Source organism: uncultured Veillonella sp., from assembly GCF_963543145.1.
In the GTDB taxonomy this organism is placed as follows: domain Bacteria; phylum Bacillota; class Negativicutes; order Veillonellales; family Veillonellaceae; genus Veillonella.
In genome coordinates this window covers 1-15997 of sequence record NZ_CAUTZP010000003.1, presented here as the reverse complement: position 1 = coordinate 15997, position 15997 = coordinate 1, and the positions used below count along the sequence as shown (strand labels likewise).

Annotated in this window: 13 protein-coding genes and 1 tRNA gene; 2 read left to right on the top strand and 12 right to left on the bottom strand. The window is 41.0% G+C overall.

The annotated features are described in order from the left end of the window. Window positions 1–13 precede the first annotated feature (13 nt). A complete protein-coding gene (locus tag RWZ05_RS02375) occupies window positions 14–991 on the top strand; it encodes a hypothetical protein (RefSeq protein ID WP_314641741.1) in 978 nt (325 codons plus the stop codon). Window positions 992–1109: 118 nt separating this feature from the next. Here the strand turns inward: RWZ05_RS02375 and RWZ05_RS02370 are convergent, their stop codons facing one another. After that, on the bottom strand, window positions 1110–1658 hold the full coding sequence (locus RWZ05_RS02370; RefSeq protein WP_314641739.1) for a GDSL-type esterase/lipase family protein: 549 nt from the start codon (window positions 1656–1658) through the stop codon (window positions 1110–1112). Window positions 1659–1802: 144 nt separating this feature from the next. Between RWZ05_RS02370 and RWZ05_RS02365 the strand changes: the two genes are divergently transcribed. Beyond that, entirely contained in the window at window positions 1803–2597 is a 795-nt protein-coding gene (locus RWZ05_RS02365; RefSeq protein WP_314641736.1) for a hypothetical protein, read from the top strand. 113 nt (window positions 2598–2710) lie between these two features. On the opposite strand, the gene RWZ05_RS02360 is transcribed toward RWZ05_RS02365, so the two are convergent. From RWZ05_RS02360 to RWZ05_RS02310, 11 genes are all read right to left on the bottom strand, one after another. Beyond that, the gene (locus RWZ05_RS02360) at window positions 2711–3934 is read right to left on the bottom strand and encodes an MFS transporter (RefSeq protein ID WP_314641733.1); all 1224 of its coding nucleotides are present in this window, start codon (window positions 3932–3934) and stop codon (window positions 2711–2713) included. 189 nt (window positions 3935–4123) lie between these two features. After that, window positions 4124–4212, bottom strand: a tRNA-Ser gene (locus RWZ05_RS02355). A 138-nt stretch (window positions 4213–4350) separates the two neighbouring features. After that, entirely contained in the window at window positions 4351–5304 is a 954-nt protein-coding gene (locus tag RWZ05_RS02350) for a magnesium transporter CorA family protein (RefSeq protein WP_314641730.1), read from the bottom strand. A 361-nt stretch (window positions 5305–5665) separates the two neighbouring features. Next, complete coding sequence (locus tag RWZ05_RS02345) at window positions 5666–7795, bottom strand: heavy metal translocating P-type ATPase (protein ID WP_314641728.1); 2130 nt, start codon at window positions 7793–7795, stop codon at window positions 5666–5668. A 291-nt stretch (window positions 7796–8086) separates the two neighbouring features. Further along, a complete protein-coding gene (locus tag RWZ05_RS02340; RefSeq protein WP_314641725.1) occupies window positions 8087–8410 on the bottom strand; it encodes a hypothetical protein in 324 nt (107 codons plus the stop codon). Window positions 8411–8493: 83 nt separating this feature from the next. Further along, window positions 8494–9777, bottom strand: a complete 1284-nt coding sequence (locus RWZ05_RS02335) for a DNA repair protein (RefSeq protein WP_314641724.1) — start codon at window positions 9775–9777, stop codon at window positions 8494–8496. A gap of 380 nt (window positions 9778–10157) precedes the next feature. Continuing rightward, window positions 10158–11516 (bottom strand): replicative DNA helicase, encoded by a 1359-nt coding sequence (gene dnaB, locus RWZ05_RS02330; RefSeq protein WP_314641723.1) that lies wholly within the window; start codon window positions 11514–11516, stop codon window positions 10158–10160. Between the two features lie 68 nt (window positions 11517–11584). Then, window positions 11585–12031: a 50S ribosomal protein L9 gene (gene rplI / locus RWZ05_RS02325; protein ID WP_009352526.1), complete on the bottom strand. Its 447-nt coding sequence runs from the start codon at window positions 12029–12031 to the stop codon at window positions 11585–11587. Further along, the gene (locus RWZ05_RS02320) at window positions 12028–14055 is read right to left on the bottom strand and encodes a DHH family phosphoesterase (protein WP_314641720.1); all 2028 of its coding nucleotides are present in this window, start codon (window positions 14053–14055) and stop codon (window positions 12028–12030) included. The genes rplI and RWZ05_RS02320 overlap by 4 nt, the downstream gene beginning before the upstream one ends. 19 nt (window positions 14056–14074) lie before the next feature. Next, on the bottom strand, window positions 14075–15031 hold the full coding sequence (locus RWZ05_RS02315) for a DUF2232 domain-containing protein (protein WP_314641717.1): 957 nt from the start codon (window positions 15029–15031) through the stop codon (window positions 14075–14077). Window positions 15032–15224: 193 nt separating this feature from the next. Further along, window positions 15225–15997: ribonuclease J (locus tag RWZ05_RS02310; protein WP_314641714.1), on the bottom strand; the 773-nt coding region annotated here is incomplete at its 5' end.

The window sequence follows — 15997 nt, the reverse complement described above, 5'->3', positions numbered from 1 at the left end:
GGAGTGAATTATTATGAACAAAAAACATTTAGCAGCTGCTTTCGCAGTATTTGCAGCTACAACTATGTCTTTCTCCGCTTTCGCTGCATCCATCGATGCTAATGCACGCGCTTACGAACGTGCTGCAGCAGAGCAATATACTTACGCAGCACCTCAAGCGGCTACACCAGCTTACCAATCTGGTTACGTAACAAGTGCACCACGCCCTGGTTATAAACCATTGCCAGCGGTTCCTTACACAGCAGGTGACATGGCTCAACAAATGCCTGTATCCAAAGAATTGGGCGATCCAATCTTCGTAGCACCTCAAACAACAGCTGTAGGTCTTCAAATTATGGATCCAATCCCTACTAACAACCAACCGGTATACCAAGAAACTGTAACTTCTGTAACAGCTAATGGCAATGGCAGTGCATACGTTTCTCGTTACAAAACTAACCAATTAAATGCTTTCGACTTGTTGTTGAACGGCAAAACTTACACTTTTGACTTGCCTGCATACACTAATGGCTACCAAGTGAAAACTGCTAGCACTTACAACCGTGCTGGTGACGGCGTAGCGAATGTATTCTCTACAAACGTAATCACTGAAGCAGTTGTAAACAACAACCCTTTGCGCATCACTGTTAACATGACTCAACCAACAGCTGTAGCAGCTGCTAAATTGCGTTCCATGCAACAAACTGGTCAAGTAGCAGGTGGTGAAGTAGCTGCATTGTTTGCTTACAATGAAAGCTATGACGGTGTAAAACAAGCTGCTCATTACGACATCTTCAACAGCGGCGGCCGTTACATCATCGTTAAATCCGGCACTGTAACTGTACCAAACGGAGCACAACACCCTTACGCAACTGCATTGTTCGCTGTAACTGAAGACACTGTAGCTGCTGTAACAGTATCTGGCAACACTGCTGATGCTTATGACTTAGTAAAAGGTACTGCATACGCAATTGCACAATCCGCTCGCGTATCCAATGCACGTACTCGCTAATTCTAACAACTAATTCGTGACGAATTAGATATAATTGTGAAAGCCACATGCCTTCACACATAAAGACTATATAAATCACCAAATTCCCTCATGAGGTAACTCATGAGGGGATTTTTTATTATAACCGCGTAAAGACCTCTAATGCCTTATAGGCCATCAATCGATAGCCTAGCTCGTTAGGATGCACTTCTCCAGCAAAGACGATTTGCCCGATTCGATCAGCTTCATATAAAGTTGTATAGAAATCGATGACTTTCAGATTATGAGCCTCTGCGTAAGCTTTTAGCTGTGTATTAACATCTCGTACGACGAGGTCTAAACCATCCATATCGCTATCAATCTGAGTTTCTAAACCGATTATGACTGTCCCCTTTGTACTGGCTAATTCAATAGCTTTCACCAAAGTCTGGAACACATAATCGCTATCTCGACCTTGTAAGATATCGTTGGTACCACACATCAAGAAGATGTGGCGCGTTGGATCAGATATAGCAGCAACCGCCCAGTTTTCAATATTATAAATCATGGCTTGTACAGAGCAGCCATCCACCCCATAATTTGTAAAGTTTACACCCTCAATAGATGCATCGCAGATTTCAACCCACCCTCGTCCATAAGGCACATCGTAACCACGCGTAATACTGTCGCCAAAACATATAATTTCCATAGCAAGACCTCCTGTAACTATGCATTAATCATATAACAAAAAGGCAATTATACACAATATACATATTATGGAGTTTTATATTCATTTTTCATAGAATTACATGTGTGACTATGATATACTAATGCCACATAAGAGAGGTCTAATATGAGAAAACTATATCCTTTTTTAGTGATTGCTCTGGCTAGTTTCCAAACAGCTAGTGCTATTTCACAATACGAATTAGAAAATAAGCCTAGTCAGTATCAAGTTGCTTATAATAGTCCTTCAGAGACCGTATATATCGACTTGAGTACAATCAGTCTGGTACAAGCAAACCCTACTTACAGTACACTTCACGCACGCACAATTAGTCTGTATAAAAAGCAAAATATCATTGCAGATTATTCAACTAATTATACATACCATCGAGGCAGTTCGTCTAAAGATATTTATCTTATGGATTGGCATGTAACACCGGCGAAGTTTTACCAAGTAAATGGTGCCCCTATTGAAGCCACTAATAATGAGCATTCTGTCCTATCTACAGGTGCTCATGTCGCTACTAAAGGCTCTGCAATTGCTGAAATAGGTCAGTTTATCTTACACAATGCCTTAGAAATGGAGCGAATCACATATACCTTCACAAACCCCTATGTGCCACCACGCCCATATAAACCAATGAACACCCCTGCTCCTACTGCGGAGAAACCATTATTTGGTATTCAACCACCTGAAGGTGTATATAAACCACTAAATCAACTAGAATCGCCATATGCGTATCAACAGCCGCGCTTAGAACCATCTAAGCTGGGTGTATATGGACCAGTGCCTCCACCACCTCCAACAGGACCACGCCCTGATTGGGCTCTTGATATACAAAATCAAGATTTACCAGATCCGAACACACCTATGAGTCAATGGGGCCCACAACCAGATTATAATGCGCCTCCTAGACCATAGGGACGTATCAATAGAATAAATGACTACAAAAAAAGGACCCTTACGGGTCCTTTTCTTGTTATAGTATTTATATTTTTATGTACCTATATCCATCCTAATTAGATACTTTCACATTATTTAAGACGTACAAAGAACAATGCAATAGCACCGATAACTGGAGCAATAGCAAGAGTCATCAATGCAGATTGATAACTACCTGTAGCAGTCAACATGCTACCTAAAATCATAGGTGCCAACATAACACCGATTTGATTAAACAAGTTTACGAAGCCTGCCGTTGTACCACGCAAGTGAGGTGCTGCGGATTGAACTACAAGAGCATTTGTCAATGCACTATGCATGAAAGCACCGACGCCAAGAATTGGGCCTGTTATAAAGAGCATATCTGGATTTGTTGTACTTGCAAAAAGGATCAAAGCAGGTGCGAATAAGAACATAACAAGAGCTGTTAAATGATTTTTCTTAATCGGTAAAATATCAGATAAGATACCAATAGTCGGTTTTGCAATAAGAGCCGCTAAACCGAAAGCAGACATTACATGGCCTGCATAAATTGCATTAACACCTAGCTGTTTAACCATGTATAAGTTTGACCATTGCGCCACCGCCCAAGTAGCACCGGTAGCGAAGAAACCTGCAAAGGCAAGGCAACAAATATTGCGATTTTTCAAAACATGTAATAAGTTTTCTTTTAAGGAAGTTGTTTCACCTACATGCGCAGATGCAGCACTCACTTCTGCTTCCCGTTGTGCCAAGATGTCAGCACTTGGTTTACGAACCGTAAAGTAGCTAAGAATGAAAACAAGGATAGGTAATACTGCTGTTAACAGGAATGCATTTTGCCAGCCATAGTTAGTTGCCACATATGGTGCATATAGGTTTACAGTAGTCAATCCAAGAGATGTACAGGACATAAAAATACCAACTGCAGCACCACGTTGATTAGGACCAAAGTAATCCCCAATAGCACTTAAACAAGATGCTTGTACAGGACCAGATACGATACCTAACAGGAATCGCAATATCCAACCATAGGTGTAATTATCTATGGTACTCATCAATGCCGTAATAACTGCCATAGCAAGCAAACTCACCAAAATAGTGTAACGATAACCAATGCGATCCGCTAATATACCGCCTGGTAGAACCATGATAGCATAGCCCATATAAAACGCAGATAAATAGGCCGTCCCCATTTGAGGCGTAAAATTCAATGCCTCGTTAACGATAGGCATCAAAGATGCCCAAGATAAGCGCATAACAAAGCTAATCAAAAACGTTAGCCATACACTGACAAGAATTAAAATCTGAGTTCGTGAGAAACTAAGTCGATTCATACGAGCTCCTTTCTATAGAATAAAAACATATAAAACTATCATACTATAAATAGAAATATTTTTTCAAATACAAAGCATGACTGGTAACACAAAAGAACCCTCTATCAATTTGATAAAGGGTTCTATATATTACTATTCAAGGAACGGGCTCCAATTACCTTACCAAGTATATTAATATCTAAAATTGAATGGCGGAGAGGGTGGGATTCGAACCCACGGCCCCTTGCGGAGTCACTGGTTTTCAAGACCAGCTCCTTAAACCACTCGGACACCTCTCCATAACGGTATTATTATATCAGATTGGCCCAATAATAAGCAATAACGTAATAGTTAAGCAAGCAAAAAAGCTGGCTCATAGCCAGCTTTTTCTTGTATATTCAGTGTTTGAAGTTTAGTTTTCAACTATTCAGCATATTTTAGAACAAGTCTTTTTTCCACATGCCAATGATAGCAATAATAGTAAATACTACCGCAACACCTATAACCTCATAAAAACCATTCACATCCTCTTGGAATGGCAATGGTACATTTGTCCCCCACAAGCTAAATATGATAGTCGGAACCGCCATAGCAATGGTTACGGTAGCCAACATTTTCATAACCATGTTGAGGTTGTTAGAGATGATAGACGTAAAAGCGTTCATCATGTTCATCAAAATATTGGAGTACATTTCAACCATCTCGATGGCCTGTTTATTCTCGATGATAACGTCCTCTAATAAATCCTCATCCTCTTCGTACATTTTAAGCAAATGTCTATAAGAGCTATGACCACGCAAGCGCAATAGCCGCTCCATAACGGTACCATTCGTGCGCAATGCAGAGGTAAAGTATGTCATGGATTTCTGTAATTCCAACAATTGGAAGAAGTCTTTATTCTTTGTAGTATGACGCAATTGAACTTCAATATCGTCTGTACGACGGTTGATTTGTTGCAAGTAACGCAAGAACATGGTCGCTGTGCGATACAAGATTTGGAACAAGAAACGCGTCTTTTTATACGTGTAGAACGTAGAAATCTGATTAGAAATAAACGGATACAATACTTCAGATTCTTCGAGGCAGACCGTAATAAAGAAGTCCGGCGTCAAGAAGATACCAAGCGGCACTGTATCGTACATGTCGTTACCGCGAACAACTGGAATGTTGATAACAACGAAGATATAATTGTCCTCTAACTCCACGTGAGAACGTTCTTCCATATCGAGGGCGGTCTTTAAAACATCCGTTGGAATTTCTGTCAAAATATTGATTAGGGATAACTCATCGGGGTCTGGGTTCACCAAATTTACCCAAGAACCTTTTGTGGCATCTGATACAGTGCTGTCTGAAACTAACTCTTCTTCTATGTGTTTGTACACCGTGATCATGCTATCCCTCCTTCCAACAAATATATAGTAATCATCTAATAAATTATATACTATTTCATAGCTATTATTCAATTCAATTGTGAAAGTTTTGTACATGTAGTATATGCACAAATCACTTTATGTATATTAACAATACACAATTGTACATAGTAAGAATATCTTAAAACTATCTTTATATCAACTTGACCAAGAAATCTAGCAAACCAATAGTTAACAACATCTCATTAGATTAAAGCTTATAAAAATAACCTCTACACTAGCTTTCACCAGTATAGAGGTTATTATTGTATGCTAATCTTTCAGATTAGAAGAATGATATTTGTTATATTTCTATCTTGTTATAAAGGATACTTTCACCATATTAACGGCGCAAGATACGAATAGAGTTCAAGATACAAAGGATGGATACGCCAGTATCGCCAAATACGGCCCCCCACATGGATGCATAGCCCATGAGACCAAGCACCATGATGATGACTTTTACAGCAATCGCGAATACTACGTTTTGCCATGCGACGCGCAATGTCGCTTTAGACAAGTCGAGGACATGTGCAATGGCAGTCAAGGACGGACGCATGAATACAACGTCTGCCGCTTCGATAGCCGCATCAGCACCGCTACCCATCGCACCACCAACATCAGCACCAGCAAGTACTGGAGCATCGTTGATACCGTCCCCTACGAACATAGTTGGACCATATTCAGAGCGAATATCTTGTACTACAGATAACTTATCTTGTGGCAACAATTGAGCGCGAACAGCACTTACACCAGTTTCTTTAGCGATGTAATTTGCACTTGCTTCAGCATCACCTGTAAGCATAATAGTTTTAATAGCTTGACTATTAAGAGCAGCGATAGCCTCTGCGGAATCAGGACGAGCTTCATCGGCAATGATGATGCGACCAATGTATACATTACCTTCTGCTACTAGAACTTCTGTACCGTATTCAGCAGGTTCTGTTGGATAGCCTTGAACATTATAGCGTTCCATAAGACGACGGTTACCAACAAGAACTTGTTGACCATCAGTCATACCTACCATACCTTCACCAGCTAATTCTTGAACAAAATCAGAAGGCTCTACAGTAATGCCTTGATTTTTTGCTTCAGATACGATACTTGTTGCGATTGGATGAGTAGAAACGGCTTCGATAGCTGCTGCCATGGACAATAATTGAGTATTGCTCACATGAGAGCCTACAGTTTCTACATTTTGTACTTTAAATTCACCAGATGTGATCGTACCAGTTTTATCAAGAGCTACTGCTTTCACACTTGCCAACGCTTCGATAACACGACCACCTTTAAGCAAGATACCGTGTTTAGACGCATTGCCGATACCAGAGAAGAATGCAAGTGGCACGCTAAGCACCAATGCACATGGGCAAGAAATAACAAGGAATGTTAAGGCTGTGTAGATCCATTTATGCCATTCACCTGTAATAAGGGATGGGATGATAGCAACAGCCAATGCAAACACTACAACGATTGGTGTGTATACGCGAGCGAAACGCGTAATGAAACGGTCGATTTTAGGTTTGGAAGATGCAGCATTTTCAACAGCATCAAGGATTTTAGTAACCATGGATTCGTCAAGAACCTTATCTACACGCATCGTAATGCGACCAGATTCATTGATGCAACCAGACATGAGTTGAGTGCCAGGTACCGCGCGAACCGGTACAGGTTCACCTGTTACAGGAGCTGTATTAACGCGAGTTTCACCTTCAAGCACTGTGCCGTCTAGAGGAATCAAATCGCCAGGGCGAACCTCAATAGTCCAGCCTACCTCAACCTTTTCAGGAGCCATAACTACGATTTCACCACCGCAGCATGTATCAACAACGCGTACCTCTTGGGGACGCATATCAACAGCATTCATGATTTCTGTACGGCTACGCTCTGTAGCTTTATGCTCAAAGAACTCACCGATACGATAAAACAAGATAACGCCTACAGCCTCAGGCAATGCATCGATAGCAATAGCACCCAATGTAGCGATAGACATCAAGAAGTTCTCATCAAATACTTGGCCTTTCAAGATATTGCGACCTGCGATACGCAATACGGGGAACGCAAGAAGAATATAAGTAATATAGTAAATTGGAGTTTCGATGGACTCTGGCATGCTAATGGACGGAACAATCGTAGTCAACGCTTCGTAGAGCATGAACAACAAGCCTGCTGCGATAACTACAATTGTCATTGCCTCACTGCCGTGGTCGTGATCATGACCATGGTCCTCCATAGCCGCTTTAGATTTACGCTCATAATCAGCTACTGTTACGCCCTCTTCGATAGCATCACAAATCTCTTGAATGTCACGTTTAAGAGCTTCTCTGTCTTCCCAGGAGCCTGTTAATTTTAATTGATGCGTTGCAATTGTAAAGTTTGCAGTCTCTACAACATCCATTTTACGGATGCGGTCTTCAATTTTTGCCGCGCAGTTCGCACAGTTCAAATCCTTCAGCAATAATGTTTCTTCCATGATATCTCCTTTGATAATAGTGAAAGTTTCAATCTATGTATGTAAACTATCCTTTGAATGACTCTAATACTTATTAGATATATCTTTTAAATGTGTCTCTTAGATATTTCTTTTATATGAATATCTGTTCATATATTTATTTTAATAGAACATATACAATATGTCAAGAAGATTTATCAGGCTCGCTATGATAAAAAATAATAGTAAAATAGCCTATACTCATTATGCACAAGTATAGGCTAGCTTTATATTTTAAATGTATCATCTTGTATATTTTAATTTTACTAAGCTTCATTCATATAGATTTAGTTCTTTTATATCTTTAAACGCAATGACCATACCCTCGATAGATAAACTATGGATAGGTTTACCTACAGACTCTATGGACCCTACTAACTCTGTATAACAATGGCCCGTATAATAAAGGACCCGCACAAAATCCCCTTCTACCAAGGATTGTATAGTACGGTTCAATTCCTCAATTTGATCCTCAGATAACTCCACCCGCGCCTCCTTAGGCCTCGCAACAGCAGCGAGCAAGGTTTCAAATCCTTTTAATGCCGCAAAGGGCATAAATTGTTTAGCCCGTTGTAACCGAGACATGCGATGTTTCATTAATCTATACCTCCTCTTACGCGACTAATGTATTCCCAATTTAGCTAGTCTACTAATTATTTCCAATGTATCCTTTCTACTATTTATTCCCCATTGTGACCGCCTACCAAAGTATTTCTAAATCGCATGGTTCCTTCCTCTTGCAAGCTAGAGGCACGTAAAATAGAGTTCTTACCAAACTGTTCCTTAATAGATAGCATTGCCTCTTGTACTTGTCGCTCCTTTTCCTCTGTATCTGTCGTAAGAGCACTAAATAAATCCTCCTCTTGAGGGATTGCTGAACGATTCACTAAATCTTCAAAGCTTATTCCAATACGACGGATAGGCTCATTTTTATGGCAATGCTGCTCATATAATTTGATAATAGCCGCCGTCAATGTCTGCAAAGAATCTGTATATTGTTTGAGCTTCTTAGAGCCCCCTGTGGAGCGCACCATTTCATCTGCATAACCGATATGAACATGAATATGGTTCGTAACCCCTTTAATTTGTAAAAGCTCTAGTACCAAGGACTCTACCATTTCCCGCATGGGCACATACGCCTCTTCGTAAGTATAGTTACGCAATAAAATCTGACTATGGGAGATAGAATGCTTAATAGGACGATAGGCGTGAATATCTGCAATGGTACAAGGCTCACGACCCCAAGCATGATCAATGATAAGTTCTGCATTAACGCCAAACTCCTTATATAGTTTCGCCTCAGGAACCATGGTGATACCATGTAAATCGTATGCCCCATACTTATGCAAGCGATTGGCTATGCCTTTGCCAATCTGCCAAATATCGGTCAAGGGCTGATGATGCCAGATTTTCTCCTTAAAGAGGCTTTCATCAAGATAGCCTATAAAATCAGGCGCATGTTTTGCGAGGATATCGAGGGCAATCTTGGCGAGGAATAAATTCGTACCGATCCCAACGGTGGCATAAATCTTGGTTGCCGCTAACACCGCATCAAGTAGCATCTGCGCCAGCTCACGAGGCGTTTTCTTGTAGAGCGGCAAGTACGGCGTAATATCGATAAAATACTCGTCGATAGAGTATACATGCACATCCTCAGGCGCTACATACTTGAGCAAAGTTCCGTAAATCTCAGCAGACACCTGCATATACCGCTTCATATGAGGCTTTACCGTCAAATACTCAATATGCGGTGGAATCTGAAATAATCGGCTACGGTTTTTAACACCTAACTTTTTTAAAGCCGGAGAAATGGCCAATGTAATAGCCCCTTTGCCACGAGACCCATCGGCCACCACCAAAGGCGTTGTAAACGGATCCAGCCCCAAATCGGCGCACTCCACAGACGCGTAAAAACTCTTCAAATCAATGCACATATACATTCGATCCGTATCAGCTGAACCCATACAAACACCTCCTCAAACCGCTTAATCACTAGGCTCTACAAGAAATATAAAAAAAGAATTTCTATGATTAGTATAACAAAAATACAAAGTATTTTCAAACATATGTTTGTTATTATAAGGGTAAATTTTAGAGATAAATAAAAAATCCCAAGCCTTAACTATATAGTTAGGACTTAGGATTAAGCAATACAATGAAAACTATTGAGTGCACTATATTGATGGGACTTATTTTCGCTAACGTAATACAAAAAGAGCACCACCTATCGAGGGGCGACTTACGTGTCGTTTGGAGCCACGAGATAGGTGGTGCTTTTTTGTAACTAAGTTGTCGGAATATAGTCGGGCCCCATCAATATATAGGAACTAACCGATAGTTTTCATTATTGTTCCGGCCCCATGTCTCGGAATTCCACATCTCTAAATTGTGTTAATTCCCCAATGAATTGGAGTTCCACGGTACCTACGGAACCATTACGGTGTTTACGAATGAGGACTTCTGCATTGTCCCCTTTTTCAGAGTTTTCATCATAATATTTATCGCGATACAGGAAGATAACGATATCCGCATCTTGTTCCAGAGAACCAGATTCACGAAGGTCGGAAAGTACAGGCCGTTTATCTGGTCTGCTTTCAACACTACGAGACAACTGAGACAAAGCGATGAGCGGCACGTTAAACTCACGAGCGATCAATTTGAGGTTACGAGAGATTTCGGATACCTCTTGTTGACGGTTCTCGCTACCCTTGCCGGAGTTGCGGCCTTGCATCAACTGAATATAGTCGACGATAACGAGGTCGAGACCATGTTCCACCTTAAGACGGCGCAATTTAGAGCGCATATCTTGTACGGTAAGGCCCGGCGTATCATCGATAAAGAGCTTAGATTTACTCATACGGTCCGCAGCGGCAATAACTTTTTCCCAGTCTGCTGGATCCATATTGGCACGGCGCAGTTTTTCAGAGCTTACGCCTGCCACGGATGACAAAATACGACCAACGAGCTGTTCTTTACCCATTTCTAGAGAGAAGAATGCTACCGTCTTGTCGTACAGCATAGTTACGTTTTGAGCAATGTTCAAGGTAAACGCCGTTTTCCCCATCGCAGGACGAGCTGCTACGAGGATAAGGTCAGATTTTTGCAAACCATTAAAGACATGGTCTACGTCTTTAAAGCCTGTTGGCACCCCTGTAATAGCACCATCATGCTGTTGCAATGCGTTTAATTTATCTAAGTTAGATAATACGATCTCACTAATGGGAGCAAAGGAAGATTCAGATTGAGTTTGACCACTTACGTCTAGTACCATTTGCTCAGCCTTGTTGAGGATAGCCGTTGGCTCATCTTCGCCAGCATACGTCATGCCTACGATTTTATTCCCTGCATCGATAAGGCGGCGCAACTGAGCTTTCTCGCTGATGATCTTTGCGTGTTCCTCCACATTGTAGGACACCGATTCATTGGCAAGAGATGTAATATAAGCAAGACCACCTACTGCATCAAGTCGCTTGCGACGATCAAGCTCTTCACCAACAGTGATAAAGTCTGCGGTCTTATTGGCATACACGATTTCTAAGATAGCATCATAAATAATACGATGCGCATCGCGGTAAAAGTCTTCAGATTTTAGAATGCTCGTTACTGTATCGACAACAGCGCCCGAGTTAGAACCATTGGTTAATAAAGCCCCCAAAACGGCCTTTTCCGCATCTAGATTATGCGGTGGAATGCGTACATCCATGATAATCCCCTTCAACAACCACTATGGATAAAAGAATTCACCATACTCAAAGAGCATGGTGAACACTATTATTCAGCTACTACATTAACCTTGATAGTACTTGTAATCTCAGGATGAACACGAACTAATACGTCATGTACGCCTAATGTTTTCAATGGTTCTTTGATTTCGATTTTCTTTTTATCGATATCTACTTTGTATTGAGCTTTAGCTGCATCGGAAATGTCTTTTGCAGTAACAGAACCGAATACGCGACCTTCTTCGCCCATGCGAACTTTTACAGTTACTTCAACCTTAGTCAATTGAGCTGCCAAGATTTTAGCTTCATCGTTCGCTACTACTTTGTGGTGAGCAATGGAGTCTTGTTTTTGTTTTGCGTTATTTACGTTAGTTGTTGTACCTTCAAGGCCAAGACCTTTTTTAATCAATACATTACGACCATATGCGTCGCTAACTTCAACGATTTCGCCTTTTTTACCAACTTTTTTAACGTCTTCTAACAATACTACTTTCATTGTTGTTCCTCCTCTTGTTCAGCGGAATGAAGGGCTTCTAGAGCACGCTCTAAGATAGCCTGCTTCGCTTCCTCTACGGTCATACCTTGTAATTGGGCTCCAGCCACAGTCCTATGACCGCCGCCACCCAAGGCTTCCATTACAACTTGTACGTTTACCTTGCCTTTGGATCGGGCGCTAACGCCGATACCGCCGTCATTCAAGGAATACAGTACAAAGGCTGCTTCAATATCTTCATTACTGATGAGCATATCCGCACTTTGTGCAGCTAATGCCATCATATCCTTCAACCCTTCAGGGGCTACAGAAATAGCAATTCCTTCAGTACGATTGGCTTCAAATACTATTTTAGCACGCAATTGAACAGAATCGAAGGTTTCAATAAATAATTGCTTAACCTTTTCAATATCCGCCCCTGCACGGCGCAAGAATGCAGCCGCTTCAAAGGTACGTGCACCAGTTTGTTGAAAAAAGTTCTTCGTATCTAGAACGATACCTGCATATATACCTGTAGCTTCTGCTTTTGAAAGCTTCACAGGAACACCTGCATATTGTACGAGCTCTGTAACGAGCTCAGCTGTGGACGATGTATTAGGTTCCAAATACGTAAGTAATGGGTTTTCTATAAAGTCCGCTGCACGACGGTGATGGTCGATAACGATGCGTCGTTCAGAAATTTCAAGCGCCTCTGGGGCTGCTACCATTTCTTGACGATGCGTATCACACACAATCGTGAGTGTATTTGCATCGACCCACACTTTTGCCCCTTCTATAGTGATGAAATGTTCCTGCCAGAACTCAGATTCATTGAGAACGGCCACCATTTTATCAATAGCACTCGTTTCTTTTGAAAGTACAACACGTACATCTTTTCCCAGTGCTCGAGCAATGGAAGTGACACCGATGATACCGCCTAATGCATCATAGTCTTCGCGTCGATGACCCATGACAAGGATCTTATCAGAATCGATCATAAGCTCATGTAAAGCTTGAGATACAACACGAGCACGAACACGAGTGTTCTTTTCAACACCTGCTGTATTACCACCAAAGAAGCGGGTACTTTTACCATCCATAATACACACTTGGTCACCACCGCGACCTAATGCGATATCTAAGGCGGCACGAGCACGACTAGACACATCTTTTACAGAGCCTACGTTCTCACTAATACCGATAGAAATCGTAGCTGGCACCTGACGCGGAGAAGGCAATTTGCGGATTTTCTCAAGGATTTTAAAACCCTTTTCCTCCATCGACCGAAGAGCGCCACGAGAGATGGCAAAGGTGTACATATCACTTTGGAAGTTACGAACGAAGCCTTCATAGCCGTCGATTTCATCCACAATGATATTGTTAATATCAGACCAAACGCTAGTATATTCGCGATCACTAAGCCCTTTTGTCAACTCTTCCAGATTGTCGATTTGAATCATGCCCCATACAGGCTGATCCTCTTCGGCCTTGATACGCGCCTTTTCTACTTCTGTAATATTTTTGAAGTATAGTGCCATCACTGCATGATTAGCCAGTTCATCTTCACTATGAATCTCTGGACGTGTATCACGAGGATCAATAAATTTGTAAATAATTTGGAAGTACTTGTCTTCGTACTGCTCCGTCATATATCCGGATTTACCCCAGATTTTATCAATACGGAAGCCGGGTAAAAGAGCAGACATTTTTTGAAGTTTATTCCAGTCCACTTTAATCCAGTCTGCAAAGACACTGTTATTCCATACTAAAGTACCTTGTTTATTAACAAGGGCAATACCCATTGGTAAATTTTGTAAAGCAAAATTAGAAGCTTGTGTGACGTTTTTCATCATCGCACTAAACTGTTCTCTCGCTAAACGACGCCGGTTATGAAGGGTATTATAGTTAACCAAATATGCCGCTACTACAATAATTAACGCTAAAATTGCAACGGCCCAGTTCAAATAGGCCAACAATAATAACAATAATACGATAACGGTGATAATGGTAATTTCTAAACCTTGCCATTTCCGTTGAAAGGATTTCATAACGGCCTCCTTTCTATTACTATTGACGCGCTTTATAACGTGTCCGTAAATCTAAAAACATATCTATAACACCAAATATAGCAAGTGCTTGTCCAAAGAAAAAGGCATATACACCTAGCAATATCCACTTTAATTTATTACTCATGCGGTAACTACTCATCAAGTCTGCTAAAGCTGCAAAACCATGAATAGAACACATAGAACTACCGAGGAGTAATACATTAGTGCTAATGGCTGTAACCCATGAGGACTCCATATTAATATGTGGAGCACCATATATACCAATAATCCCTAAAGCATATAACCCTGCACTCCAAATAGGCATCTTCCACTCTTCGATTGGTAAAAATCGAGGTATGGAAATATGTAGTCGCTTGCCTAACCATATAGATATCTGGATAGTTATATAACTATATGATACTGCAGCTATAGCTACAGCTACAAAAAACGCATCATTCAAACCAGTAACAAGTTTATCCATATTTTTTACAAATAAATCAGCTTGTTCCTGTGTGATATTAGGATTCGTCTGTAATGCTTGATCAGCAATCATACGAGCTTGCTCAGTCATCTGTGTATCTATCATTGATAGGTCAATACCAGATACATATAGTTGTGCCATAAAAGTTACAAATACAGCAACAAACATAGCAATACTTGGGAGTAATAGCCGTTTAATCGTTCCTAAAGAAAGACGATTACCCTCTCCTACCCCTACACCTACCGTAGCAAATAAGCCAACAGGTATACCATTCCATGGTCCAAACAAAACTACCGCTAATAAAGTAGTAACAACAGCTGCCGATATACTATATTTGCGACCCCATTTTGTTCCAATTATACCAATAGCTGCAGGTGTAACAAAAAATGATAAAAAAGCGAAAGCTGGTAAATACACACTAATAGCACTAAGGATAACACCTATAGCACTGACAAATCCTGTTTCCACCATCGCTCTTGTATTTGTTTGTTTCATAGATCTCCATTCTATATATAAGAAGATAGATTAATTGGTATCTTTTAATTATAACAGTTTAAAAGGGTAACTTCAAATACCCCATATAGTAGCTAAACGCGATAGCATAGCTATTTATAGTAGTTTTAAAGCACATTTTTAAATGTCAAAAGTACCACATCATACGATGCGGTACTTTTTGTATTGTATTTGATTATACGTCTTGAATAATCGGCAAAATCATAGGGCGGCGACGAGTTTTATCGTAGAAGAATTTACCCAACGCGTCACGTACGTTTTGCTTAATGGTAGTCCAATCTTTAATGCGTTGCATTTCACATTCTTCAAGAACTTGGTCTACGCGGTGTTCTGCAGCAATCATAAGTTCTTCTGCGTCACGTACGTATACAAAACCACGAGACACGAGGTCTGGACCAGCAACGATTGTGCCAGAAGCTTTATCCATTGCCATTACAACGATAACCATACCTTCTTGTGCCAATTGTTGGCGGTCTCGAATAACGATGTTACCTACGTCACCAACGCCAAGGCCATCAACGAAGATAGCGCCAGCTTGTACACGGCCACCTTTGCGGCCACCATCTTTATCAAACTCAAAGATTTGACCATTATCGCCGATAAGGACTTTCTTAGGATCCACGCCCATAGCAACGCCAAGTTCACCATGACGACGCAACATGCGGTACTCACCATGAACTGGAATGAAGTATTCTGGGCGAACAAGATTGAGCATAGTTTTAAGCTCTTCTTGGCTCGCATGACCAGATACGTGAATACCACGGTCTTTACCGTATACTACATGACAACCTAAGCGAAGCAAATTATCGATAGTTCTACCTACAGCACCTTCGTTACCTGGAATTGGTGTAGCAGAGATAATAACTGTGTCATTCGGCGCCAATTCTACAGTACGGTGGTTACTTGTAGCCATACGGGACAAGCCTGCCATCGGTTCACCTTGAGAGC

Bases quoted from the DNA above. Each gene is read 5' to 3' on its own strand.
- RWZ05_RS02360 (WP_314641733.1), bottom strand. From the start codon at position 3,934: ATGAATCGACTTAGTTTCTCACGAACTCAGATTTTAATTCTTGTCAGT.
- dnaB (WP_314641723.1), bottom strand. From the start codon at position 11,516: ATGGATGTACGCATTCCACCGCATAATCTAGATGCGGAAAAGGCCGTT.
- RWZ05_RS02350 (WP_314641730.1), bottom strand. From the start codon at position 5,304: ATGATCACGGTGTACAAACACATAGAAGAAGAGTTAGTTTCAGACAGC.
- RWZ05_RS02315 (WP_314641717.1), bottom strand. From the start codon at position 15,031: ATGAAACAAACAAATACAAGAGCGATGGTGGAAACAGGATTTGTCAGT.
- RWZ05_RS02370 (WP_314641739.1), bottom strand. From the start codon at position 1,658: ATGGAAATTATATGTTTTGGCGACAGTATTACGCGTGGTTACGATGTG.
- RWZ05_RS02375 (WP_314641741.1), top strand. From the start codon at position 14: ATGAACAAAAAACATTTAGCAGCTGCTTTCGCAGTATTTGCAGCTACA.
- RWZ05_RS02345 (WP_314641728.1), bottom strand. From the start codon at position 7,795: ATGGAAGAAACATTATTGCTGAAGGATTTGAACTGTGCGAACTGCGCG.
- RWZ05_RS02340 (WP_314641725.1), bottom strand. From the start codon at position 8,410: ATGAAACATCGCATGTCTCGGTTACAACGGGCTAAACAATTTATGCCC.
- rplI (WP_009352526.1), bottom strand. From the start codon at position 12,031: ATGAAAGTAGTATTGTTAGAAGACGTTAAAAAAGTTGGTAAAAAAGGC.
- RWZ05_RS02320 (WP_314641720.1), bottom strand. From the start codon at position 14,055: ATGAAATCCTTTCAACGGAAATGGCAAGGTTTAGAAATTACCATTATC.
- RWZ05_RS02365 (WP_314641736.1), top strand. From the start codon at position 1,803: ATGAGAAAACTATATCCTTTTTTAGTGATTGCTCTGGCTAGTTTCCAA.
- RWZ05_RS02335 (WP_314641724.1), bottom strand. From the start codon at position 9,777: ATGGGTTCAGCTGATACGGATCGAATGTATATGTGCATTGATTTGAAG.